The 19,404-nt window shown below is 64.4% G+C and carries 33 protein-coding genes; 19 read left to right on the forward strand and 14 right to left on the reverse strand.

What is annotated here, in order from left to right; all coding sequences use genetic code 11:
- Position 1 precedes the first annotated feature (1 nt).
- The 12 genes from AAFN84_RS07045 to AAFN84_RS07100 all read right to left on the reverse strand — a co-directional run bounded on the left by AAFN84_RS07045 (position 2) and on the right by AAFN84_RS07100 (position 6,225).
- Positions 2-532 carry a hypothetical protein gene (locus tag AAFN84_RS07045; RefSeq protein ID WP_347513850.1) on the reverse strand — a complete coding sequence of 177 codons (531 nt, stop codon included), beginning with the start codon at positions 530-532 and terminating at the stop codon, positions 2-4.
- Positions 529-864 (reverse strand): hypothetical protein, encoded by a 336-nt coding sequence (locus AAFN84_RS07050; protein ID WP_347513851.1) that lies wholly within the window; start codon positions 862-864, stop codon positions 529-531. The genes AAFN84_RS07045 and AAFN84_RS07050 overlap by 4 nt, the downstream gene beginning before the upstream one ends.
- Positions 857-1,729 (reverse strand): DNA adenine methylase, encoded by an 873-nt coding sequence (locus AAFN84_RS07055; RefSeq protein WP_347513852.1) that lies wholly within the window; start codon positions 1,727-1,729, stop codon positions 857-859. The genes AAFN84_RS07050 and AAFN84_RS07055 overlap by 8 nt, the downstream gene beginning before the upstream one ends.
- A complete protein-coding gene (locus AAFN84_RS07060) occupies positions 1,722-2,009 on the reverse strand; it encodes a hypothetical protein (RefSeq protein WP_347513853.1) in 288 nt (95 codons plus the stop codon). Before AAFN84_RS07060 ends, AAFN84_RS07055 begins: the two co-directional genes overlap by 8 nt.
- Complete coding sequence (locus AAFN84_RS07065) at positions 2,006-2,134, reverse strand: hypothetical protein (protein WP_347513854.1); 129 nt, start codon at positions 2,132-2,134, stop codon at positions 2,006-2,008. The genes AAFN84_RS07060 and AAFN84_RS07065 overlap by 4 nt, the downstream gene beginning before the upstream one ends.
- Entirely contained in the window at positions 2,131-3,270 is a 1,140-nt protein-coding gene (locus AAFN84_RS07070) for an MT-A70 family methyltransferase (protein ID WP_347513855.1), read from the reverse strand. Before AAFN84_RS07070 ends, AAFN84_RS07065 begins: the two co-directional genes overlap by 4 nt.
- On the reverse strand, positions 3,267-3,617 hold the full coding sequence (locus tag AAFN84_RS07075; RefSeq protein ID WP_347513856.1) for an HNH endonuclease signature motif containing protein: 351 nt from the start codon (positions 3,615-3,617) through the stop codon (positions 3,267-3,269). The genes AAFN84_RS07070 and AAFN84_RS07075 overlap by 4 nt, the downstream gene beginning before the upstream one ends.
- 2 nt (positions 3,618-3,619) lie before the next feature.
- Positions 3,620-3,889 (reverse strand): DUF2312 domain-containing protein, encoded by a 270-nt coding sequence (locus AAFN84_RS07080; protein ID WP_347515073.1) that lies wholly within the window; start codon positions 3,887-3,889, stop codon positions 3,620-3,622.
- 62 nt (positions 3,890-3,951) lie between these two features.
- Positions 3,952-4,824 (reverse strand): ParB N-terminal domain-containing protein, encoded by an 873-nt coding sequence (locus AAFN84_RS07085; RefSeq protein WP_347513857.1) that lies wholly within the window; start codon positions 4,822-4,824, stop codon positions 3,952-3,954.
- Positions 4,824-5,339, reverse strand: a complete 516-nt coding sequence (locus AAFN84_RS07090) for a hypothetical protein (RefSeq protein ID WP_347513858.1) — start codon at positions 5,337-5,339, stop codon at positions 4,824-4,826. The genes AAFN84_RS07085 and AAFN84_RS07090 overlap by 1 nt, the downstream gene beginning before the upstream one ends.
- Before the next feature lie 119 nt (positions 5,340-5,458).
- On the reverse strand, positions 5,459-5,908 hold the full coding sequence (locus AAFN84_RS07095; RefSeq protein ID WP_347513859.1) for a hypothetical protein: 450 nt from the start codon (positions 5,906-5,908) through the stop codon (positions 5,459-5,461).
- Positions 5,905-6,225, reverse strand: a complete 321-nt coding sequence (locus tag AAFN84_RS07100; protein WP_347513860.1) for a hypothetical protein — start codon at positions 6,223-6,225, stop codon at positions 5,905-5,907. The genes AAFN84_RS07095 and AAFN84_RS07100 overlap by 4 nt, the downstream gene beginning before the upstream one ends.
- 39 nt (positions 6,226-6,264) lie before the next feature.
- On the opposite strand from AAFN84_RS07100, the gene AAFN84_RS07105 reads away from it, so the two are divergent.
- Genes AAFN84_RS07105 through AAFN84_RS07115 form a run of 3 tightly spaced genes read left to right on the forward strand, consistent with a single transcriptional unit; the run spans position 6,265 to position 7,666 of the window.
- Entirely contained in the window at positions 6,265-6,972 is a 708-nt protein-coding gene (locus tag AAFN84_RS07105) for a hypothetical protein (RefSeq protein ID WP_347513861.1), read from the forward strand.
- A 12-nt stretch (positions 6,973-6,984) separates the two neighbouring features.
- On the forward strand, positions 6,985-7,278 hold the full coding sequence (locus tag AAFN84_RS07110; RefSeq protein ID WP_347513862.1) for a TM2 domain-containing protein: 294 nt from the start codon (positions 6,985-6,987) through the stop codon (positions 7,276-7,278).
- 28 nt (positions 7,279-7,306) lie between these two features.
- Complete coding sequence (locus AAFN84_RS07115; RefSeq protein WP_347513863.1) at positions 7,307-7,666, forward strand: hypothetical protein; 360 nt, start codon at positions 7,307-7,309, stop codon at positions 7,664-7,666.
- Here AAFN84_RS07115 and AAFN84_RS07120 read toward each other — a convergent pair.
- Entirely contained in the window at positions 7,645-8,064 is a 420-nt protein-coding gene (locus AAFN84_RS07120; protein WP_347513864.1) for a hypothetical protein, read from the reverse strand. The two genes, AAFN84_RS07115 and AAFN84_RS07120, sit on opposite strands and share 22 nt — an antisense overlap.
- 52 nt (positions 8,065-8,116) lie before the next feature.
- On the reverse strand, positions 8,117-8,380 hold the full coding sequence (locus tag AAFN84_RS07125; protein ID WP_347513865.1) for a hypothetical protein: 264 nt from the start codon (positions 8,378-8,380) through the stop codon (positions 8,117-8,119).
- A gap of 158 nt (positions 8,381-8,538) precedes the next feature.
- Here AAFN84_RS07125 and AAFN84_RS07130 point away from each other — a divergent pair, with 158 nt between their 5' ends.
- The 16 genes from AAFN84_RS07130 to AAFN84_RS07205 all read left to right on the forward strand — a co-directional run bounded on the left by AAFN84_RS07130 (position 8,539) and on the right by AAFN84_RS07205 (position 19,402).
- The gene (locus AAFN84_RS07130; RefSeq protein WP_347513866.1) at positions 8,539-8,808 is read left to right on the forward strand and encodes a hypothetical protein; all 270 of its coding nucleotides are present in this window, start codon (positions 8,539-8,541) and stop codon (positions 8,806-8,808) included.
- Positions 8,808-9,044 carry a hypothetical protein gene (locus AAFN84_RS07135; RefSeq protein WP_347513867.1) on the forward strand — a complete coding sequence of 79 codons (237 nt, stop codon included), beginning with the start codon at positions 8,808-8,810 and terminating at the stop codon, positions 9,042-9,044. The genes AAFN84_RS07130 and AAFN84_RS07135 overlap by 1 nt, the downstream gene beginning before the upstream one ends.
- A gap of 4 nt (positions 9,045-9,048) precedes the next feature.
- Positions 9,049-9,477: a hypothetical protein gene (locus AAFN84_RS07140; protein ID WP_347513868.1), complete on the forward strand. Its 429-nt coding sequence runs from the start codon at positions 9,049-9,051 to the stop codon at positions 9,475-9,477.
- 2 nt (positions 9,478-9,479) lie between these two features.
- Positions 9,480-9,797 carry a hypothetical protein gene (locus AAFN84_RS07145; protein WP_347513869.1) on the forward strand — a complete coding sequence of 106 codons (318 nt, stop codon included), beginning with the start codon at positions 9,480-9,482 and terminating at the stop codon, positions 9,795-9,797.
- The gene (locus AAFN84_RS07150; protein ID WP_347513870.1) at positions 9,797-9,997 is read left to right on the forward strand and encodes a hypothetical protein; all 201 of its coding nucleotides are present in this window, start codon (positions 9,797-9,799) and stop codon (positions 9,995-9,997) included. The genes AAFN84_RS07145 and AAFN84_RS07150 overlap by 1 nt, the downstream gene beginning before the upstream one ends.
- Positions 9,997-11,034, forward strand: a complete 1,038-nt coding sequence (locus AAFN84_RS07155; protein ID WP_347513871.1) for a phage Gp37/Gp68 family protein — start codon at positions 9,997-9,999, stop codon at positions 11,032-11,034. The genes AAFN84_RS07150 and AAFN84_RS07155 overlap by 1 nt, the downstream gene beginning before the upstream one ends.
- Complete coding sequence (locus tag AAFN84_RS07160; protein WP_347513872.1) at positions 11,031-11,309, forward strand: hypothetical protein; 279 nt, start codon at positions 11,031-11,033, stop codon at positions 11,307-11,309. The genes AAFN84_RS07155 and AAFN84_RS07160 overlap by 4 nt, the downstream gene beginning before the upstream one ends.
- Entirely contained in the window at positions 11,309-11,515 is a 207-nt protein-coding gene (locus AAFN84_RS07165) for a hypothetical protein (protein ID WP_347513873.1), read from the forward strand. Before AAFN84_RS07160 ends, AAFN84_RS07165 begins: the two co-directional genes overlap by 1 nt.
- On the forward strand, positions 11,515-11,793 hold the full coding sequence (locus AAFN84_RS07170) for a hypothetical protein (RefSeq protein ID WP_347513874.1): 279 nt from the start codon (positions 11,515-11,517) through the stop codon (positions 11,791-11,793). Before AAFN84_RS07165 ends, AAFN84_RS07170 begins: the two co-directional genes overlap by 1 nt.
- Positions 11,793-12,233, forward strand: coding sequence for a hypothetical protein (locus AAFN84_RS07175; protein WP_347513875.1), 441 nt, complete (start codon positions 11,793-11,795; stop codon positions 12,231-12,233). Before AAFN84_RS07170 ends, AAFN84_RS07175 begins: the two co-directional genes overlap by 1 nt.
- A complete protein-coding gene (locus AAFN84_RS07180; protein WP_347513876.1) occupies positions 12,226-13,380 on the forward strand; it encodes a hypothetical protein in 1,155 nt (384 codons plus the stop codon). Before AAFN84_RS07175 ends, AAFN84_RS07180 begins: the two co-directional genes overlap by 8 nt.
- A gap of 178 nt (positions 13,381-13,558) precedes the next feature.
- Entirely contained in the window at positions 13,559-14,668 is a 1,110-nt protein-coding gene (locus AAFN84_RS07185; RefSeq protein WP_347513877.1) for a tyrosine-type recombinase/integrase, read from the forward strand.
- A gap of 285 nt (positions 14,669-14,953) precedes the next feature.
- Positions 14,954-15,625, forward strand: coding sequence for a hypothetical protein (locus AAFN84_RS07190; RefSeq protein WP_347513878.1), 672 nt, complete (start codon positions 14,954-14,956; stop codon positions 15,623-15,625).
- 161 nt (positions 15,626-15,786) lie between these two features.
- The gene (locus AAFN84_RS07195; RefSeq protein ID WP_347513879.1) at positions 15,787-17,079 is read left to right on the forward strand and encodes a DUF4214 domain-containing protein; all 1,293 of its coding nucleotides are present in this window, start codon (positions 15,787-15,789) and stop codon (positions 17,077-17,079) included.
- A 119-nt stretch (positions 17,080-17,198) separates the two neighbouring features.
- Positions 17,199-17,642, forward strand: coding sequence for a TadE/TadG family type IV pilus assembly protein (locus AAFN84_RS07200; RefSeq protein WP_347513880.1), 444 nt, complete (start codon positions 17,199-17,201; stop codon positions 17,640-17,642).
- A complete protein-coding gene (locus AAFN84_RS07205; protein ID WP_347513881.1) occupies positions 17,642-19,402 on the forward strand; it encodes a pilus assembly protein TadG-related protein in 1,761 nt (586 codons plus the stop codon). The genes AAFN84_RS07200 and AAFN84_RS07205 overlap by 1 nt, the downstream gene beginning before the upstream one ends.
- Positions 19,403-19,404: the final 2 nt, after the last annotated feature.

Raw genomic sequence — 19,404 nt, forward strand, 5'->3', positions numbered from 1 at the left:
GTCAGCGCTCGTGCGGAAACAGCGCGTAGAAGAGATCGAGGAACGCGCGCTTTGCCATCCAGGGCGGCATGAAGTCGAGGCCGACGCCGAGCGGCTCTTCATGATAGTCCCATGGCGCAACGCAGGCGGCGAGATTGCAGCGCTCGTCGGCGATGATGCGATTGTCCGCCTCGTGCACGGCGCGCGGCATCTGCGGCGAAAGCCCGTAGCGCAGGCACACCGCCTCCATCACCCGCGTCTCTGCCGCCTTGTAGCCCTCCAGATACGGCTTCACCGGGCGCGGCACGTCGACGAGATAGGCCTCGCTGGCATCGTGCAGCAGCGCCCAGCGCTTTTCGTCCGGGTCCCTCATGTAGTTGGCCAGGTGCACGCTGTGCTCCGCCACGCTGTAGAACTGCAGCACATGGCCGGCATAACGACACTGCATCGACAGAGCGCTGGCGATGTCGACGATGTTCACCTCGTCGGCGCGAGGATCGAGCGGCCAGAACTGTCCGCCCGAGAATGTCTGCATCCACTCACCGGTTCTCATGCTCTCGGCTCCAAGGTTTCACGTTTGGCGCACACTGAAACACTCTGTTTTTGCATGCGTTTTCGGATTGCGCGCAGCGTCGTGCGCTTCGGCGAACCGGCTGGCTGCGTGCCCGCGTGCACGCTCCAGAATCGCCATGGCGAGACGCGCAGGATGCGGCAAAGCAGCAGGAAGTTTTCCGCCGAGAGCGGCTGCCGGCCCCGCGCCGCACGGCTCCACAGGGCCACGTTCGTTTCCGGCCATCGCGCCACCGCTGCGCGGATCGAAAGCCCGTCGCGGCGCAGTCTCGCCGAGACAATCGAGGCAAAGCCCTGCCAATCGATCTCAGCCATGGGCGGCCTCCGCAAACAGCGGCATACCGCGACGTTCGAGCGCTGCGGATGCCTGCGGGTTCAGCCACAGCACTTCCTCGCGCTCCCGCGCACCGTCAGCCAACGCCTTGATCGAGACGCGGCGCCATGCCGGCAGCGCGTCGTCATAGATCGGCGAGGGATAGCCCGAGAGCACCACCATGCCCGCGACGGCATCGAGCTGCTCGAGCAGCGCAACATGGTCGGCGCCATCCAGTTCGTGACGGTAGAGATGCTTGGCGCAATGCGGGTTTTCGCGGCTGCGCGTCTCGTGCAGGTAGGGCGGATCGACATAGAACAGCGTCTGCGCTGAATCGGTGCTGTCGATCACCCGGGCGGCCGGGCGGTTTTCGATCGTGACACCACGAAACCGCTCCGCCGTGGCTGCGATCACGGGCGGAAGACGCATCCAGTCATGAGCGGGCGTCGATCCGGAACGGTTCGAATTCGCCCGAAAGCCGGTGCCACGCGCCGAGTCGAGCGTGGCACTGTTCGATCCGAAACCCATGTGGCTGCGCACGAGAAAGCGCCGCGCCTTGTCGACGGGATCATCGGCGTCGGCATACGCAGCCTCGAACTCGTCGCGCGCATAAGGCGTCAGCGCGATCGCGCGCGCCAGGCATTCCGCCTCTTTGGGATCGCGCAGGATCCGGAAGAGGTTGATCAGGTTCGAATCCAGATCGTTGTAGACCTCGCCATAGGCGCGCGCCTTTCGCAGAAGCACGCTTGCGCCGCCGCCGAACGGTTCGACATAGATGCGGTGCGCCGGAAAATGGCTGATGATCCAAGGCGCAAGGCGCCATTTGCCTCCATGCCAGCGAAGGACGGGCCGGGTCAGTTCAGCCATGCGCGGCGCTCCCGTCGTCGGTCAGAACCAAACCGTGGTCGCTGGGATGATGGCCGAGCACAGCCCAAAGTCGCGCGCGCGGTTCTGCCTTCTGCAGGCGTCCCATCCAGGCCATGTCGAGCTGCACGCCGGTGATGCCGGCCTGCTTACGCAAGTCGCGGTTGAACCGCCTCAGCGCCGCATCGCGCTTGGCCGTCCCCCGCACATCGAACAGCGCGTTCACCGCGCGGCCGCGCAGGAACAGCATCATCATGGCGGGGGAGAAATCGGGGCGCGTCATGCCTGCACCCGCACCGGTTCGCCCTCGGGTAGCCACGCATCGGCCTTTTCCGAACACGTCATCAGCGTCGCAGCGAGGATGGTCAGCACGCCGAAGGTGAAGAACACGCGCTCCAGCATCGTCATGACGCCACCTCGCCCGCCTCAAATCCCCACACGTCCCATCCGGGGCGCGGCGCACGGCAGAAAAGTTCGATCTTGGCGATGCCCGGATAGAGCCGCTCGATCTGCTCGGCGAACCAGTCCGGCTTGGCCGAGTGCGCGCCCTTGCGCTCGGCATGTACGGTTTCCGGTTGCGTGCCCGGCAGCGGCGCTACGGCATCGCCGCGTCGGCCGATCAGCAGCAGCTCGTGGCGGTCGCGGCCCCAATAGCCGGTGCCGGCATCCTGCTTGTCCCAGATCCAGTGGTGCACATAGGTAAAGCCCCACGCCTGCAGCGTGCGCAGCCCGTCGAGCAGCATCGGGTTGGTTGCCCAGAGGAAGCACACGGCATCGCGCGCGGCGACGCCGCCGAGCTCCGCCAGAAGCCCGGCGATCTGCTCGGGCGGCATCGTCGGATAGTGGTTCTCGGCGCTCTTTTCGCGGCCGGTCACCTCCGAACGCACGGCGAAGCGCCAGGGCGGGTCGGCATAGATGATTGAATAGAGCCGCTCGACCTTTCCAGGCGCGCTCGCGGTGCCCTTCTCCGCCACCATGTCCATATGCGCCAGGCGCACCTGGTGGCGGGTTTCTTGGATGTCGCGGCGGATGCCCTTCGCCACATGCATCAGCTCGCGACGGTTCTCCGCCTCGGGCATGAACGCGGTCTTGATCGTCCTGCGCGCTGGGCGGACCTTGCCGTCCCGGCCCTCGGTCTCGTCGAACTGGGGAATTTCCCCAATTGACTCGAGCTTTCCGCGCAGAGACGCGACCGTCTTGTGGTCGACGCCCAGCATCGCCGCGATCGCGCGCGATGAAATCGACGGCGTGTCGCGCAGCTGGTCGGCGATCACCGCCTGTTTCTGCGCCGTGGTCAGGTGCCGGCGCGATACGTTCAGCTCGCGCGCCAGCTTGCGCTTTTCCAGCTCCGACAGCCCTTTGCGCACGAAGCGCGGCCAGTCGACGAGCCCGAGGCTTTCGCAGATCGCCACCCGGTGGTGCCCGTCGAGGATCTCGCCATCCTCGTCATATTCCACCGGCACCAGCACGCCATGCTCGATGATCGACGCCTCGAGCGCCTTGAACTCATCGTCGGAAAGCGGCGGCAGAAGTTGATACTTCACGGCGCCACCTCGCCCGCCATGGCGTCGAGCTGCGCGCGTGTTGATTGCCACCGCCGTTTCTGGTTGCGGCTTGGCGTCACCATCTCAAGATGATCAGGGTTGACGCACATGCGGTTGCGGCAGCAATGATCGATATGCTTGTTGCCCGGCACGTAGCCATTCTCGTTGACGAACGAGACGATGTGCACCGCGACAGTGCGGTTGTTCAGCTTCATGCGCGGATAGCCGCCGCCCCGCCCCTTGCCGCTGTCGGCGAGCGTCCATATCCAGCACGGCGTCGAATAGCCGAGGTCGCGGATATCGACATTGGCGCGAATGCGAGCGGCGATTTCGGCGCGGCGGCTCATGGTCACGCCATCCCCAGCGCGGCCATGTAGAGGTCGAGCATCGCCTCGGCCTCCTGCCGTTCTGCCGGGTCCATTTTCCGCAGCCGGATGATCGCTCGCATCGCCTTGGTGTCGAAGCCGGTGCCCTTGGCCTCGGCAAACACTTCCTTGATGTCGTCGGCGATCGTGGATTTCTCTTCCTCGAGGCGCTCGATCCGCTCGATGAACGCGCGCAGCTGCCCCGCCGCAACGGTCTGCGGGCCGGAAGCTTCCGCGTCCGCGCCAGGGCGCATCGTCTTGCCGACGCGCTCGCTCGCCGAGCGCGGGGCATATGGATCATATGAATCACTGGACATCACGCTGCCTCCACTGGCTTGGGCAGGGCGATGCGCTGCGGAAAGGCCTTGTCGAGGCCCTCGCCGATCTCGGCGCGCGCCACGTCGAAGCGCGAGATGCCGCCAAAGCCTTGCCGCCGCTTTGCCTTGACGAAGTCTTCGGCCCGGTCGAGCACGGCATAGACGTCGAAGTCGTCGATGAACGGTGACAGGTCGACATTCTGCCGGATGAGCCATGGCCGCTCGCCAACGGCGGCGAACAGCGGCTTCAGGATCTCGTTGGAATAGGCCTCGGCGGTTTCGCCGAAGGCTGATTTGCGAATGCCCTTCAGCGTCAGCGTCACGACCTTTCCGGCGCCGGCGCGCACATAGCCTCGCACCAGCCCGATCGCGTAGATCTGCCCGGCCCGCTTGGTGTCGGTCGTGCCGTTGTGCGCCATCAGCTGGCAGCCGGCGTCGCGGCAGGCGTCGTGGCACAGGACCGCCCAATCTTCCCTTGCCGCCAGCGCCGCCTTGTAGATGTTCCACACGGTGACCTTAGTCACGGCGCCGTTCACATCAGCGAACGACGCCGCCTGCTCTTCCCGGTCCATCTGCACGACCTGGCAGGGAACTTCAGCGAAGCCGCAGATCGCCGCCGCATGCGCGCGGTGTTGCCCGTCGATGATGGCGAAGCGCCCGCCCTCGACCGGAGCGACGAAGACGGGCGAAAACCGCGACCACTTGAACCCATCGGCGATGCGCTGGATTGCCTTCCAGTTTCCCGCCTTCAGGTCGCGCTGATAGCTATCGTCGATCACCAGGTGTTCGATGCGCAGCCACTGCAGCATCGGTGCCGGACCGGGGTTGACCGCGGCGGGACGCTTCAGCTTGGCTGGATCAACGGAGCGCATCAGCCCTGCCCTCCGCTCACCAGGCTAATGCCGCCGCCGTCGCGCGCTTCCGCCCGCGCCAGCCGGTCGTCGATCGAAGCTTGGATGCGCGAGATTTCCCGCGACATCTTGCGAAGCTGCTGCGCCTCCGAAGGCGTGATCACGCCGTCGGCCTTGGCGCGCACGGTCTCCACCATCATGTTGCCGGCCGCCTCGACGAGATCGGCGTTCAGCGCCGAAAGGCAGTGGTCCTGTTGGCCGGCGCCTGCCCCGCCAGTGATCTCGCGGTCGAGGAACTCGACCATGATCGCCGAGACGAGCGGCCTGCCGACATAGCCTTCCAGCGCCATGACGATCGGTGTCGGCATGGAATCCCGGTCGACGCCGCCGTACCAGCGGCCCACCTGGCTCTTTGAGATCGAGAGCTTCTCGACCACCCGCCGGCAGCCGCCATAGTCGTCGATCAGGTCGGTCTGGGCAGCGTAGAGCCGCATGCGCCAGCGCTCGTTGAACTCGCGTGGATCGGTACTGTCCATGTCTGGCCTCCTCAGGCGCAAAAGCTTTCCCGCGCCGGGAAAACCCGGCGTCGTTTCCCGTGGCGGGAAAGGTTCGGTTGATTCAAAGTGCGGGCATGAAAACCCGCGAACACATCAGCTCATGGCGGATCGGCACCCTGCGCGGGGACGGCCGGATTGCCGCCCCCGCCCTGCACGTCGCTCTCGGGGTTATGGGTGGATTCCGCGGCCTCCTGCCGTGCGTGCGCACGAGCGGCAGCTTCGGTCGGCGGCAGAGCCCTGAGGTCGCCGCGGGAAATTACAAAGGAAGCAAAGCGGACGCTCACCAAGCGCGCGAACGGCGGCACGTCGACCAGGTCGCCATCGGCGTTGAAATATGCCGCGCCGCTGAAATACCCCGCGCCGAAGGCACGCCGTGTCACCGGGGCAGCCTCCGGCGCGGGGCAGCCGGCGGCACGTGGCCCCACACCGCTGACATCGCAAAGGGAAAGGCCGGCGCCAGAGGCGCGCGCGGAGGACACGCCCTCCGGCGCCGGCAACACCGTCGCAGCGGGTGCGGCGCGCGACGGAAGGATGCGAGGCGCGCTCATTCGGCTGCGCTCCTCTCGCTCACGGGCCGCAGGCCCTGCGCGGGCGCGGCCGACGCCGGCCGGGCCTCGGTCGAGGTCGCGCCTTCGGCGAACACAACGGCCCGCTCGTCGAGCCAGTCCAGAACGCGCTGGTATGTGCGAATCGTGAAATTCGATCCCCTCTCCACGTTCGCCAGGAACTTGCTGTCGTTCACGGCAGCCTCGGAGATATGGGAAAAGCTGGCTCCGGTCCGCTCGGCATACGTCTTTGCCTTGGCGAGCAGGTGCTGGCGGACATCGTCTGAAGAGAGGGTAGCGTGAGCGTTCATGCCGCACATAATCGGGAAGTTTCCCGTTCTGTCAAGGGACACATCCCGATGGACGTGATTTTTCCCGGTCTGCATCTTCGCGCGATGACACCAAGAGAGCAGATTACGGTCCTGCAGGAGCGCATTCAGCGCCGTCTGACGGAGCTGAAGGAGAAGCCGGCGCCGCTCGCCAAGCGGTTCAATCTGGGCGAGAGCTTCATCCGGGATATCCTGCGAAAGGGCGTGATGCCGCATGCGAGCAACATGGAAAAACTCGCCGCCGCCCTGCAAACAACGTCACAGTACCTGCTGGGCTTGACCGACGAACATTCGACAGTCACTAATGCCGTGAAGATGACAAAGATTGTCGGGCGGGCAGGTGCGGCCACAGATGGCGCGGTGCTTTACTCGCAAGCCGACGAGGGTTTGGGGTATGTCATGCTTCCACCAGGTGCGCCGGAAGAGTCCGTGGCCGTCGAAATCGAAGGCTACTCCATGGGTTTTCTTGCCGATGGAGCGCTGATCTTCTACAGCGAGCAACTGCCGGCTCCGACCGATGACATGCTCGGCATGATCGTCGTCGTAGGACTGAAGAACGGCGCCGTTCTGCTGAAGCGGCTGCTGCGAGGGTCGCGCCCGGGCCTGTATGACCTTGAGAGCATCAACGGCCCCACCCTGCGCGATCAGCGCATAGACTGGGCCGCACACATAGACTCGCTCGTTCCCCCGTGGCGCGCGCGCCGACTGAGGGTGGAATCGGAAGACGTTCGTTTCTGAGGGGAAATGACTTTGGCAAGACTGACTACCGATCGCCAGCTGCTGATAGAGGCGCGCGTCGCCAACGAACAGAAGAGCGCCGCAGTCGCCTATGCTCTCTGGTTCTTCCTGGGGCTGTTTTCCGCGCATCGGTTCTATCTCGGCCGGCCCGGCACCGCGATCCTGCAGATCCTGAGCTATTTCATCCTCGTCGGCTTCGTCTGGTTCATCATCGATGCGTTCCTGATCCCGTCGATGGTGGATCAGCACCGGGCGAAACTTCGCTCCGATATGATGGCGTCGGCACTCGCACTTCCTGACGACTGACATCAGGGTGGCTAAGGGGAGGATGGAAATGTCCCGCTATGAAATCACTGGTACAAGCTTCTTCACGCCGAACGGCGTGTGGGGCGCATGGCTTTTCGTATGCGGCCCCTGCGTGTCGGGGGTTGGCTATGCGATCTTGTTGCGGGAGGTCGGCTCGCGGTTCACCCAGCCGTCGCTGATGCTGCCGGGGTTTCTGATGATCGCCGGCGGCCTGGCGTTCCTGCTTGGCGCGGTGATGATGCTTGTCGGGCGCGGGCAGACGCTCGTCGCGCGCGAGATCGTTCCGCGCCACGCACAGGCCGCGCATGTCTCCGAGGCAGCGCGCTGGCCGAAGTCAGACTGGCAAACCATCAAGAGCCAGGACAATCAGCCGAGTAACGCACCGTAGATATCTTTGGTGGCTGTAACCGCGCGGCCAAGCGCGGTTGCGGCATGGTGGCCTGGCAGCTGGCCAAAACCGGGACGTTTCCCGTTTCCCGATTGACAACGGGAAATTTCCCGATATCGTGACTCTCCAATCGCAATCCCGCGATGGAGAGTGTCATGCAGGTTTCCCTCGGCATAGATATCGGCGCAGGCGACGACACGTTCGGCGTCGCGCTTGTCGTCGAGGCCAGCGATGGCCGGCGCATCTGGTCGTTTTCCGGGCAAGCAAAGCCCGGCAAGGGCGGCGATCTGGCCGCTGTGATCGCCGCGCTGGAAACGGCACACAACAAGGCCTGCGACGAGTTCATCGACAGCTATGTGCTGGATGAGGCCGACAGGGAACTCGTCGACTTCTACCACGAAACATACCCGTGGGCGACACCGCTCGGCCCCGACGCGCAGGTCTGGCTCGCTACCGGCGTTTGGCGGCCTCTAGCCGCGCAGCAAGAATCGCCTTCGACTCGGTCGCCAATCTCTGAAGCTCTCCTGCCAGTTTCGCTGCCGACAGCGGATCAAGCCGCAACGCCAGCTGGTGATGCGGGCCGAACAGGATATCGCCGCCCTCCGTCACGTAGTCCAGCCGAAGAGACGGCCAGCCGTCCGGCGTCAAGCTCGCCTCAAACGAAGCGAGATGGGGACGCGTGATGGTCTTCTTCCGTTTCGAATCGCCGCTCATGGCTTTTGTCCTTTTCGATGAGCTGGTGACAGGCGCCGGAGCGGGTTGCCGCCCGCCCCGGTGCCGCAAGTCTATGCGCGCCGCCGCGCCCGTGCCGAAGCGCGCCGCCTTCCACCTCCGCAATTCACAGCTTTGACATCCAACCCATGGAGAATCCCATGCAGCCTTTCATTGGTCTCGACCCCGACCTGCCGACCTACGGCAAGATCCTGCGCCAGCAGGATGCAGCCCGGCGCCAAGAGCGCCTCGCACCCCTGCCGCCCCTCAAGGATCGTGTGGCGGAAGCCATGCGCGAGATCGCCGCGATCCGTGGCTCGTGCGATCGTGAAGACCTCGAGCTCCGCTTCCCCGACGAGGATCTGACAGACGCTGTCCTGACGAGCGCGAAGAAGCTCGCCGGCCGCACGTCCCAGCGGAGGGTCGCGTGATGGACACGCGCTTCCCCGCCCCCACGCGGCCCGGCGGCCACATCGTCGCCGGCCATTTCGACGGCGAAGGCCTCCAGGCCGAGATCAACCGCGCCGCCGTTGCCAACGCCTTCAGCAGCGTCGGCATGCAGATCCTCATCATCCTCGCCGCCTGCCTCGGCATGGCCGTCACGCTGATGCTCGGCGTCGACCAGATGAAGGCCTACGACGCGGCGCTGGCCTGCGCGGGAGTCTGAGGCGATGGCAAGGATCTATCTCGCTTCGTCCTGGCGCAATCCGCACCAGCCATGGATGGTCGACCTGCTTCGGCAAGATGGCCACCAGGTCTATGACTTCCGCAATCCGCCCCATTCGACCGGCTTCTCGTGGAGCGACATCGGGCTGGATGCGAAGGCGTGCACGGCCGAGGAGTATCGCCACGCGCTGCTCACCCATCCTCGCGCCGCCCAAGGCTTCAACGCCGATTTCGCCGCGATGCGATGGGCCGATACCTGCCTGCTCGTCTTGCCGTGCGGCCGGTCTGCCCACCTTGAGCTCGGCTGGATGGCCGGCGCTGGAAAGCGAACGGTAATCCTGACGCAGGACGGCGAAGAGCCCGAGCTCATGGCGCTGCTGGCCGACAAGATATGCATCAGCCCTGACGAAGTCCGCCAAGAGATGAGGCGCTGATTATGATCGCCCGCCCCGCCTTCAACCCCGCCGAGCCCTTCGACGCGGTCGCCAATCTCGCCAAGCGCGAGGTGGCCCATGCCGGCGTGCTGATCACCCAGCGCCCGGAATACAAGGCCGCCGAAGCGGATGACGTCGATGTCGGCGAGGCTGTCATGGCCGGCGCGCTGACGGCGGTCTGCGGCATCGTCATGTCCCATTTCAAGGAAAGCGACGAGGCCCACGCGGCGATCCTCGCCGCCATGGCCGACTACCTGCCGCAAGCGATCGACCAGGCGCGCTCGATCCTCGGCCTGCCGCCATTGCCGGAGGCGAAGTGATGAAAGTGAAGATGGCTGAATCGATCAACGTATTTCTGTGCGACCACTGCGCAGCCGTTCACATCGGCATGTGGCGCAACGGCAAGATGTTCGCCGAGGCAATCCCGAACGATGCGGAAGCGGTTGCCCGCGACCTTCTCCGCACCATCGCCGAGAGCAAGACGCTTCAGGCCGCCTCCCCGGTGGGGAGGAAACACTGATGGCCGAGACATCCACCATTGAATGGACCGACGCCACGTGGAACCCGATTACCGGCTGTTCGATCGTCTCGCCCGGCTGCACCAACTGCTATGCGATGAAGCTTGCAGGCACCCGCCTCAAGCATCATCCGAGCCGCGAGGGCCTGACGATCGTGCCCAAGGCAAGAGGCGCGGAGGGCGGCACGCCCGACAGGGACAGGAAGAAATCTCCTGTATGGAACGGCAAGGTGCGGCTGAATACTGATTGGCTCGACCAGCCGCTGCGCTGGAAGCGCCCGCGCATGATCTTCGTGTGCGCGCATGGCGACCTGTTCCACGAGAGCGTGCCCGACGAGTGGATCCTCGATGTCTTCACCGTCATGGCCGCAGCGCCGCAGCACACCTTCCAGGTGCTCACCAAACGCGGCGAGCGCATGCACGACTTCGTCAGCCGGCCCGATCTGCTCGAAGACATCTATGCCAATTGGTACACGTTCAGCGGCAGCGCGCCCGAGGTGTGGAGCTGGCCGCTGCACAATGTCTGGCTCGGATGCTCGGCCGAGGATCAGAAGCGCTATGACGAGCGCCGGTATTGGCTGGATCATACGCCGGCGGCGGTGAAGTTCTGGAGCATCGAGCCGATGCTCGGGCCGATCGACATGAAGATCGAGTTCGTGAAGCCGGACTGGGTCATCGTCGGCGGCGAGAGCGGCGACGGCGCCCGCCCGATGCATACGGACTGGGCACGATCGCTCCGCGACCAGTGTGCCTCATCAGGGGTCCCGTTCTTCTTCAAGCAGTGGGGCGAATATCTTCCAGTCGGACAGGTCCTGCCTGGGTTCGGCCGGGTGCATGGCGGAACTGCCGTGGTGCCCGGGCGGATGAAGCTGCACTATGGCGGCACGCCGACCCAGCCGCCGCAGCACCTCTATGCCGATCGCGGCGTCGACGTCGCCGCCACACCCGATGGCGCGCTCACATTCGGCGTCGGCAAGAAGGCCGCAGGCCGCCTGCTCGACGGCGTCGAGCACAACGGCATGCCGGAGGCGGCACGATGAGCATCATCCGCCACGGCACCCGCCTGGAGGTCGCCTGCGACACCTGCCCGGCCAGCTACCCGAACACCTATGCCGCCGAAGACTTCGGGGTGATGGTCGCCGACGCCAAGTCCGCCGGCTGGATCTTCCTGAAGGCTGGCCCCAAGCGCGACGAGAAGGACACGTCGGATCTCTTCGGTTCCGCTCCCCGCGTCGCCGTCGGCAAGGCCGAGGAGCCCTTCGGTCACACCTGCCCTGCCTGCGCGAACCCGCTGCCAAGGAAAGGATTGTTCTGATGCGGCCATCCTTCTCGTCAATCCTCGGCTCGCTGCTCGCGATCGCGGCGGCAGCCGAAGCTGTTGACGCGCCACCGCGCCCGTCAAGACCGCCGCGCCCAGCCCGCCGGCAGGCGCCGATCGACGGCAGCCCCGTTATCGATACCACACCAGAAGGCAAGCGCGCCCGTCGCCGCCGCCTTGCCCGCACCGGAGGGCAGGAGTAATGGCCTACGGCGACTATGACGGCCCGGACAAGCCAGACAAGGGCGTGGAAGGCGGCAGTTGCAACCGCGCCCGCTGCCAAGCCTCCCCCGCCAATTGGTTCAACCACGGCTCGTTCGCTTGGTATTGCGACGACTGCCGCATCCAGATCCAGTTCGATCATGTCAATCTTCGCGGATGGGACAGAAACCATCGACCCGATTGCGGTCATGGCCAATTCGAAACGCGCGAAATGATGACCGAACGCGCCAACCGCTCAAGCACCGGAGGGCAGGAGTAATGCGCGCGTGGTCCCATTTCTCTCCCGAAGAGATCGAGCGCCGACGACAGGCTTCGGTCGCGGCGATGACAGAGTTCAAGCGAGCGGAGTTCGAGCACTGGCACCAAGCGTGGCGCGACCGGCTCTATTGGTCGATCGGACAATGCTGCGCAGGATGCGATCATTGGATCAGTGACGGCGGCGGGAAATCAGGACAGTGCTCGGCTGCTGGGATCGTTTCTGGCGGCCAAGTTCTGAAATCCATGGGCATCACGTCTGCGTCCTTTTTGCCGAGCCCAGGGTTCCCCTATTCCGAGGCTTCATTTCATTGCGGCAAGTTCAAAGACGATTTTGACTGGTCAACCCTCGACTGGGAATACCTGTCGTCAATAGGGGCCGTCCGACACGGCGCGCTCCGCAATAAACCAACGACCACCCGCACCGGAGGCTCCCATGGATAAGCTCACCCAGGCGCGAGAGGCGCTGAACTGGTACGCGGAACAGGCTGACGCCATGCACCGCTATATGACCGCCAAGCCGCCTAACGATACCGGCATGGTCGCGGTTGCGCATGCTCTCTCGTTGGATTTCGGGAAGCGCGCCACCGACGCCATCTCCGCCCTCTCAGATGGTGAAGCGGTGGAGCCAGTGGCGCAATTCCTGCCCATGGAAGATGGCGAGTTCAACGGCAACATCGTTCCGGAAGGATGCACCGGATCGGCGCTGGTATTCAGCGAAGGCGTTTTGCACGTCGGCAAGGACGGCAGCGGATACATCGCCATTGACGAGGAACATTTCAATCTTGAGGATGATCGCTGCGAAGGACCAGACGGTCCGGAAGGCAGCGTTCATTGGATCACCCGCTTTCCGCCCGGTGAACTGCAAGCACTGCGAGATTTCTTGAATGGCGTTCCGCGCGCCTCCCATGGCGCGGTGAGGGTCAGTAAGGTCGCTGTTGCTGGATGGAACGCCTGCCGCAAAAGCATCTATGCTGTCTGCGAAGATGTTCAATCCGAAGCGGATCGACTGCAACTATCTTCCAAGCCCGGCACGGCGAGCGAAGAGCAGCACGCGAAGGGGTACTACGCTGGGTCGCGCTACGCCGCCAAGTCGATCGCGAGAGGCTTCTGCGCCATGGATGCCCGTGATGATGACAACCTTGTCGCCGCTCTCGCCAGCCTAGAGCCAGCCGCACCGAAGACCGATATTCGCAAGCTGATAGCCGATGTCGAGGCGGGCCGCGTCGATGGCTTCCTTGACCACGAAACGGAGCCGAACGATACGGCCCTCGCCTGCCCGTATTGCGACGGCTCTGGCCACAAGGACGATGTTTCCCCACCCACCGGCAAGGATGCCGTACAGGCGGTGACGGAGGAATGGCCGGTCGCGCCGCATGGTTGGACGGTATCTCCGCCAAGTTACCATTCATTCCCGCTGTACGTGAGCCGGATAGGCGGCGAATGGTATCTTCGCCGGCACCACGACGTTGCCGGCGTTTCAAGCACCATCAGCGTTCATGACACAGCGAAGGCCGCCCTCGCCGCCGTTCTCCAGCAGAAGGAGACGGGCCGCCACGGCGCAGATGTTCTGGAAGGCACCGAGAAATGACGCAGCCCATCGGCGACGACGAACCCGTCACTCTGGCCGAGGCGTGCCGGCTGTTCTTCGGCGGCCGGCTTACGCCGTCGGCGCTGCGCACCGAGGCCGCGAAAGGAAACCTTGACATAATCCAGATCGCCCGAAAGGATTTCGTCACCCGCCGCGCGATCGAGGAGATGAAGAGCAGATGCCTCGTAAGCCGAGCCCGCCCCGCCTCTGGCTCCGGCCAGACACCGCCATGTGGGTCATCAAGGACCGCACCCGGCGCATCGGCACAGGATGCGGTGAGGCTGATGCTGAAGCAGCGCAAAGAGCGCTCGCGGAATACATCGCCGGCAAATACGAAATCCCCCGCGGCGGTCGTGCCTCTGAAATCACGATAGGCGACGTCGTCGGCGTCTACCTGCAGGAGAAGGCAGACGCCACGTCGCGGCCGAAAGAGACCGAGCAAGCGATCGCCCGTCTCAACGATTATTTCGGCACGATGACCGTGTCGGAGATCAAGGGCAGGACCTGCCGCGACTTCGCCGCTCATCGCAAGACGCCGGCCGGCGCAAGGCGCGACCTGGAAACCCTGCGCGCCGCCATCCGCTACTATCACAAGGAATACGGGCTCGACGTCGTGCCGGCGCTGACGCTGCCCGACAAGAGCACCCCGCGCGAGATCTACCTGACGCGCACGGAAGCCGCCGCCCTGCTTTGGGCATGCCTCGGCTGGCAAAAGGTCGACGTCGGGACCGGCGCAAATGCCTACCAGAAGTGGGAAAGACGGCGATACCACCGGGCCAACCATCTCGCCCGACTGGTGCTCATCGGGCTCTACACCGGCACGCGTCCGGGCGCGATCAAGTCCCTACAGTGGATCCGCAACACCGAGGGCGGCTGGGTCGATATCGATCGCGGAATCATCTTCCGCCGCGCCGAGGGCGAGCGCGTGGCCCACAACAAGCGCAAGCCGCCGGTCAAGATCGCCCGTAAGCTTCTTGCCCACATGAAGCGCTGGAAGAGGCTCGACGGCTGGAAGGACGGCGCGGTCGGCATCCGCCCCGTCGTGCATTATTTCGGCAAGCCGCTGGTCAAGGAGAACAAGGCGTTCCGCGCCGCGATCGCCGCAGCCGGCCTGCCCGGCGCGGTCACGCCGCATGTGCTTCGCCACACGCGCGGCACGTGGCTGGCCCAGAAGAACGTGCCGTCGCACCAGGCCGCCGCATCGCTGGGCCTCACCGTCGAGGAATACGAGCGCACCTACCTGCACAACGACCCCGACTTCCAGAAATCGGCCGCCGACGCCTATTGAGAACGGAAACGGCACGGCGGACCGAAACCGGACCGATACAGCCCGATAGACCGGAACAGAACGCGATCAACCGGCATCGGCCGCCCCGGATTTCATGGGTTTCTGTTGGGTTCCCCGTTTTCGGGACGAGGGGGTCGCAGGTTCAAATCCTGCCACTCCGACCAGCATTTCCTTTCTCGCCAGACAATACCTCGCCCGTTGCCGTCTCACGCATCAGGTGCGTTGTCATTCGATGTGCAGCCTGTAGTCTGCACCTAAGGGCGATGCGTCCCGCGGAGGCACGATTTGCGAGGTTTCGATTTCTCCACCTGGCAAGGGCTCGTGCTGACGCTGTTGGGCATAGCCCTCATCACGCTGATCAGCATGGGCATCCGGCTGATCATGATGTTCACCGTCCAGCAGCGGCGCGAGCGCATGAACCGTCAGATCAATGAGCGGCTCAAGACCCTGATAACGGCGTACAAGACCCTCGGCGGATCATTCACCGGCAATCTCACGGTGAACCCCGCGCATATGCGCGACATCAAGCGGCGCGATCCCGCCACGACCGAGGACTCCCCCTCGTCGGGCTCCGACCGCGCCCGCCGAATTCGCGATGCGGTCGAGGCGGCACTCTCCGACATCATTCTCCTGGGGACGGAAGAACAGGTGCGTCTGGCCGAGCGCGCCGCGCGCGACCTCGTCGCAGGCCGGCGCGTCAAGCTGGACGAATTGGTCGTGTCGTTGCGAAACTTCATCCGGACCGCGCTCGACCTCGCGCCCATACCCGCCGACCTGCAGATTCCCCTTCAAGGCCCGACGCGTCCTTCCAGTCCGTCCGGGCGCGGCCGGGGCGAGGGAAGCGGAGGCCGGGGCGGCGGCGGAGGTGGCGGCATGGGAGCGGGCGGTGGCGGCATGGGAGCGGGCGCAACCGGGATGGGCTCGGCGGAGCCGACACCGGCAGACACCCCGCCGTGATCCACGGTCACGTAGCGCATCAGGATCATTGCATCTGCGATATCGGAACGGTTAAGTTAGGTTGATTTGACAAGAATCATCCGCGCTTGCAAACCATGCCGAAGATGATGCGGCGCCAGCGTGATACCGGCTGACCGCACACGGCAGAGGAGATTGCGCCGATGAGCTATTACGCCAATGAGGACCAGTTTCCGTTCACGACCGTAGCCTTCATCGAGGCGCGATTCGGCTCGGAATGGTCGGTCGGCTCTGGCGTGCTGGTCGGTCGCAACGACGTGCTCACCGCCTCGCACGTCATTTACGATCCGCTTTATGGCCTCGCGGACGAGGTTCACGTTTACCTCGCCTACAATCCGGCGTTTCCTGGCACGAGCTACGCTGTCGAGTATTTCGAGTACTTCACCGAGTTCGACCCGGACGGCGACGGCTTGCTCTACGCGGGCGACGGATATTCCGGCACCAGCCTTGGTGGCGCGGAGCTCGATATCGCGCTGCTGTCGCTGGGCGAGGCCGTCGGCGACACCCACGGCTATATGGGCCTGAGCTACTCGTTCACATCGGGCTATGCGAACGTCACGGGACACCCCGGCTACTACGACAACTACATGACCAATGATGACGGGTATGTCTCGCTCGACTATACCGACCACTTCATCGATATCTCGGGCCTCGAGATCAATCCGGGCAACTCCGGCGGTCCGATCTGGTTCGACAACGGCTCGGGCCCATACGTCGTCGGTGTTGTTTCCACGTCCGGGGCGGCGGCGAGCATCACAGGGCATTCCGACTGGCTCGCGACGTCGATCGCCGAGAACGACTACCTGATCGGTGGCACGGGGGGTGGCAGCGGCGGCACGCAGGGTACTGCGGGAGACGACTTCATCCTTCAAAGCGACGGTCCCGGCAGCTACGACGGTCTGGGCGGCACCGACACGATCATCCTTTCGGGCAACCGCTCCTCCTACACCGTGACGCTGTACAGTTCCGAAGACGTCAGCATCGGCACCGGTGCCGGCAGTGCGTTCGATCTGGTCGATTTCGAACGCGCCGAGTTTATCGACGGTACGCTCGTCTTCGACATCACCAGCGGCAATGCCCCCGCCGCCTATCGGCTCTATGGTGGCGCTTTCGACCGTGTGCCGGATGAAGGCGGACTGCAGTTCTGGATCGATTATCTCGACCAAGGTGGAACGCTGCGAAACGCCGCAAGCCAGTTCATCGGAAGCGCCGAATTCGTCGACCTGTTTGGGGCGGCATTGTCCAACGGCGAATTCGTCGAGCAGCTCTATGTAAACGTATTGGGAAGGCCGGGAGAGGATGCGGGCGTTGCATACTGGACCGGCTATCTCGGGTCCGGCGGCGACCGCGCCGACGCGCTCGTCAACTTCACGCAGCTTCCCGAATATGTCGGGCTGAGCCAGCAAAACATCGACAACGGCTACTGGGTGACCTGACGCCCAGCCGCGTGCCGTAGCTTCGAGACGGCCCTGGCCCGAGCACATGCGCCAATATACAACCTATAAGTGTTTTTGCCTTTCACGCCACATCCAAATGGTTGTGTTTTCCTGTCGACATGAACAGGACCATTTCGCCTCTCCGTCCCCACCTGCCTTTCCGCGATAGTTCGGGGTCGACGGCGGTCGAATTTGCACTCCTGTGTCCGCTCTATCTTCTCTTGATCATGGGCATGACCGCCTACGGCGTCTATTTCGGCACCGCGCATTCGGTCCAGCAGATTGCGGCCGATGCGGCCCGCGTCGCGGTCGCCGGCCTGGATTCGCTCGAACGCCAGCAACTGGCGACCGGCTTCGTTCAACGCCATGCCGGCGGCTATCTATTCATCGACGTCGACAATGTCAGCGTGTCTGTCGGCGACGACCCTGCGGACCGCACCCAGTTCAACGTCATCGTCTCTTATGATGCCAGCGAATTGCCGATCTGGGCGCTCCATGAACGACTGGCCATGCCGGCGAAGACGATCGAGCGGCGTTCGACCATCAGGATCGGAGGAATCTGATGCACGCACGTCCGTCCCTCCTGTCCCGCGCGCGCCGCTTCCTGTCGGATAGCTCGGGTCACTTCGCCCTGCTCACCGCCTTCGTGACGCCGGTGGCCATCGTGCTTGCCGCCATCGCGGTGGATACCGGGTCGCTCTATGTCGAGAAGCGTCGTGCTCAAGGACTTGCGGATCTGGCAGCGATCACCGCGGCCGGGAACCTCCAGGATCCGGAGAGGGCCGCGATCGTTGCCATGGCCGACAACGGTGTCGGCGACATCGTGGTTGGCGGCGCGCGTCCAGACGGCGCCCCGGAATTCCCGGTGGGCGTCGAGGAAGACCAGATCGTCGTGGTTCCAGGCCGCTACGACGGCCAGGCCGCTCTCGATGTCGCGGAGCGATTCACACCGAATGCCGGTGCCGCATCGAACGCCGTCAAGGTGACCTACCGTACAACCGGCACCCGCTATTTCGGCGGCGCCTTGATCGATCCGCCGCAAATCACCGTGTCGGCACTGGCAGAGACGACCACGGCAGCCGCCTTTTCGGTCGGCTCGCGACTTGCAGCCCTGGAAGGCGGAATCGTCAATGCGCTCCTGAGCGGCCTGCTGGGGTCCGACATCTCGCTATCCGTCATGGATTACAACGCATTGCTCGACGCAGACGTTCGCCTGCTGTCGTTTCTCGACGCTCTGGCACTGGAGATCGACCTGACGGCGGGGACCTATGTCGACGTGCTCGATGCGGAGATCACGCTGGGCCAGTTGGCCGAGGCACTGTCGCAGACGGAAGGTTTGGGCTACGCCGCTCGATCGGCGGCTGCGACGCTCGCCAATCAAGCCAGCAGCCACCACGCTGCCAATCTGCAATTGTCCAAGCTGATCGACCTAGGCGACACTGGCGGTCAGGTGTTCCAGACCGGCATAGACCAGATCGGTCTTGACGTCGGGGTGCTGGACCTTGTCGCGGGAAGCGCCATTGCCGCCGGCAGGGGCAAGCAGGTCGCCCTCGATCTCGGCGCGGCCATTCCCGGTCTGCTCACCACGACCGTTTCTCTCGCCATCGGCGAGCCGCCCCAGCACGCGCCATGGTATCGTGTCGGCTCTGGTGGAGAATTGGTTCGCACGGCACAGACGCGTCTTTCCGTGATCGTCGAAGTCGGCATGCCGGGCAGCCTCGTGAGCCTGTTGGGCGCACGGATTAGAATCCCGCTCTATCTCGAAGTCGCCTTTGCGGAAGCGAAACTCAAGAGCATTGCCTGCGATACGGGACCGGACGGCGTGACGGTGGAAGTCGACGCACGGCCTGGTGTCGCCGATCTCTATCTCGGTGAGGTTGATCCCTCGAAGCTTGGAGGCTTCGCCAATCCGCTCGTCAACGAAAGCGCCGATCTTGTCAAGCTTCCGCTGATCCGCATTACCGGCAAGGCTCACGCCGAGATCGCCGAGACGGACTACCGTACCCTCACCTTCTCCGCGTCCGACATCGAGGAGAGCCGCATCAGGCAGGTTTCCACGACGGCGCTCACCCGTTCACTCGTCACCTCACTGTTTCAGGGGCTCGAGCTCGACGCGCATGTCAGCGTCGGAGGCATCCTGAACCTGCCGTTGCTCAGCCTGCCGTCGGGAACGCTCAACGTGCTTGGCTCAGCCCTCGGCGCGGTAACCCCCGCCATAGACACGCTGCTGGCGAGGCTTCTCTCCACGCTCGGTCTGGCGCTTGGGCAAGCCGATGTGCAGGTCCACGGCGCCACCTGCGGTCGCGCGGTGCTGGTCCAGTAACG

The organism is Mesorhizobium sp. CAU 1741 (genome assembly GCF_039839275.1).
In the GTDB taxonomy this organism is placed as follows: domain Bacteria; phylum Pseudomonadota; class Alphaproteobacteria; order Rhizobiales; family Rhizobiaceae; genus Aerobium.

What these genes read in the sequence shown, in the direction of transcription:
- AAFN84_RS07060 (WP_347513853.1), bottom strand. Translation starts at nt 2,009, where the DNA reads ATGACGCGCCCCGATTTCTCCCCCGCCATGATGATGCTGTTCCTGCGC.
- AAFN84_RS07175 (WP_347513875.1), top strand. Translation starts at nt 11,793, where the DNA reads ATGCGCGCGTGGTCCCATTTCTCTCCCGAAGAGATCGAGCGCCGACGA.
- AAFN84_RS07125 (WP_347513865.1), bottom strand. Translation starts at nt 8,380, where the DNA reads ATGAGCGGCGATTCGAAACGGAAGAAGACCATCACGCGTCCCCATCTC.
- AAFN84_RS07160 (WP_347513872.1), top strand. Translation starts at nt 11,031, where the DNA reads ATGAGCATCATCCGCCACGGCACCCGCCTGGAGGTCGCCTGCGACACC.
- AAFN84_RS07085 (WP_347513857.1), bottom strand. Translation starts at nt 4,824, where the DNA reads ATGCGCTCCGTTGATCCAGCCAAGCTGAAGCGTCCCGCCGCGGTCAAC.
- AAFN84_RS07105 (WP_347513861.1), top strand. Translation starts at nt 6,265, where the DNA reads ATGGACGTGATTTTTCCCGGTCTGCATCTTCGCGCGATGACACCAAGA.
- AAFN84_RS07115 (WP_347513863.1), top strand. Translation starts at nt 7,307, where the DNA reads ATGTCCCGCTATGAAATCACTGGTACAAGCTTCTTCACGCCGAACGGC.
- AAFN84_RS07145 (WP_347513869.1), top strand. Translation starts at nt 9,480, where the DNA reads ATGATCGCCCGCCCCGCCTTCAACCCCGCCGAGCCCTTCGACGCGGTC.
- AAFN84_RS07195 (WP_347513879.1), top strand. Translation starts at nt 15,787, where the DNA reads ATGAGCTATTACGCCAATGAGGACCAGTTTCCGTTCACGACCGTAGCC.
- AAFN84_RS07140 (WP_347513868.1), top strand. Translation starts at nt 9,049, where the DNA reads ATGGCAAGGATCTATCTCGCTTCGTCCTGGCGCAATCCGCACCAGCCA.
- AAFN84_RS07050 (WP_347513851.1), bottom strand. Translation starts at nt 864, where the DNA reads ATGGCTGAGATCGATTGGCAGGGCTTTGCCTCGATTGTCTCGGCGAGA.
- AAFN84_RS07080 (WP_347515073.1), bottom strand. Translation starts at nt 3,889, where the DNA reads ATGCGCCCTGGCGCGGACGCGGAAGCTTCCGGCCCGCAGACCGTTGCG.
- AAFN84_RS07205 (WP_347513881.1), top strand. Translation starts at nt 17,642, where the DNA reads ATGCACGCACGTCCGTCCCTCCTGTCCCGCGCGCGCCGCTTCCTGTCG.
- AAFN84_RS07135 (WP_347513867.1), top strand. Translation starts at nt 8,808, where the DNA reads ATGGACACGCGCTTCCCCGCCCCCACGCGGCCCGGCGGCCACATCGTC.
- AAFN84_RS07090 (WP_347513858.1), bottom strand. Translation starts at nt 5,339, where the DNA reads ATGGACAGTACCGATCCACGCGAGTTCAACGAGCGCTGGCGCATGCGG.
- AAFN84_RS07100 (WP_347513860.1), bottom strand. Translation starts at nt 6,225, where the DNA reads ATGTGCGGCATGAACGCTCACGCTACCCTCTCTTCAGACGATGTCCGC.
- AAFN84_RS07180 (WP_347513876.1), top strand. Translation starts at nt 12,226, where the DNA reads ATGGATAAGCTCACCCAGGCGCGAGAGGCGCTGAACTGGTACGCGGAA.
- AAFN84_RS07095 (WP_347513859.1), bottom strand. Translation starts at nt 5,908, where the DNA reads ATGAGCGCGCCTCGCATCCTTCCGTCGCGCGCCGCACCCGCTGCGACG.
- AAFN84_RS07130 (WP_347513866.1), top strand. Translation starts at nt 8,539, where the DNA reads ATGCAGCCTTTCATTGGTCTCGACCCCGACCTGCCGACCTACGGCAAG.
- AAFN84_RS07165 (WP_347513873.1), top strand. Translation starts at nt 11,309, where the DNA reads ATGCGGCCATCCTTCTCGTCAATCCTCGGCTCGCTGCTCGCGATCGCG.
- AAFN84_RS07170 (WP_347513874.1), top strand. Translation starts at nt 11,515, where the DNA reads ATGGCCTACGGCGACTATGACGGCCCGGACAAGCCAGACAAGGGCGTG.
- AAFN84_RS07045 (WP_347513850.1), bottom strand. Translation starts at nt 532, where the DNA reads ATGAGAACCGGTGAGTGGATGCAGACATTCTCGGGCGGACAGTTCTGG.
- AAFN84_RS07150 (WP_347513870.1), top strand. Translation starts at nt 9,797, where the DNA reads ATGAAAGTGAAGATGGCTGAATCGATCAACGTATTTCTGTGCGACCAC.
- AAFN84_RS07155 (WP_347513871.1), top strand. Translation starts at nt 9,997, where the DNA reads ATGGCCGAGACATCCACCATTGAATGGACCGACGCCACGTGGAACCCG.
- AAFN84_RS07200 (WP_347513880.1), top strand. Translation starts at nt 17,199, where the DNA reads ATGAACAGGACCATTTCGCCTCTCCGTCCCCACCTGCCTTTCCGCGAT.
- AAFN84_RS07185 (WP_347513877.1), top strand. Translation starts at nt 13,559, where the DNA reads ATGCCTCGTAAGCCGAGCCCGCCCCGCCTCTGGCTCCGGCCAGACACC.
- AAFN84_RS07075 (WP_347513856.1), bottom strand. Translation starts at nt 3,617, where the DNA reads ATGAGCCGCCGCGCCGAAATCGCCGCTCGCATTCGCGCCAATGTCGAT.
- AAFN84_RS07065 (WP_347513854.1), bottom strand. Translation starts at nt 2,134, where the DNA reads ATGACGATGCTGGAGCGCGTGTTCTTCACCTTCGGCGTGCTGACCATC.
- AAFN84_RS07055 (WP_347513852.1), bottom strand. Translation starts at nt 1,729, where the DNA reads ATGGCTGAACTGACCCGGCCCGTCCTTCGCTGGCATGGAGGCAAATGG.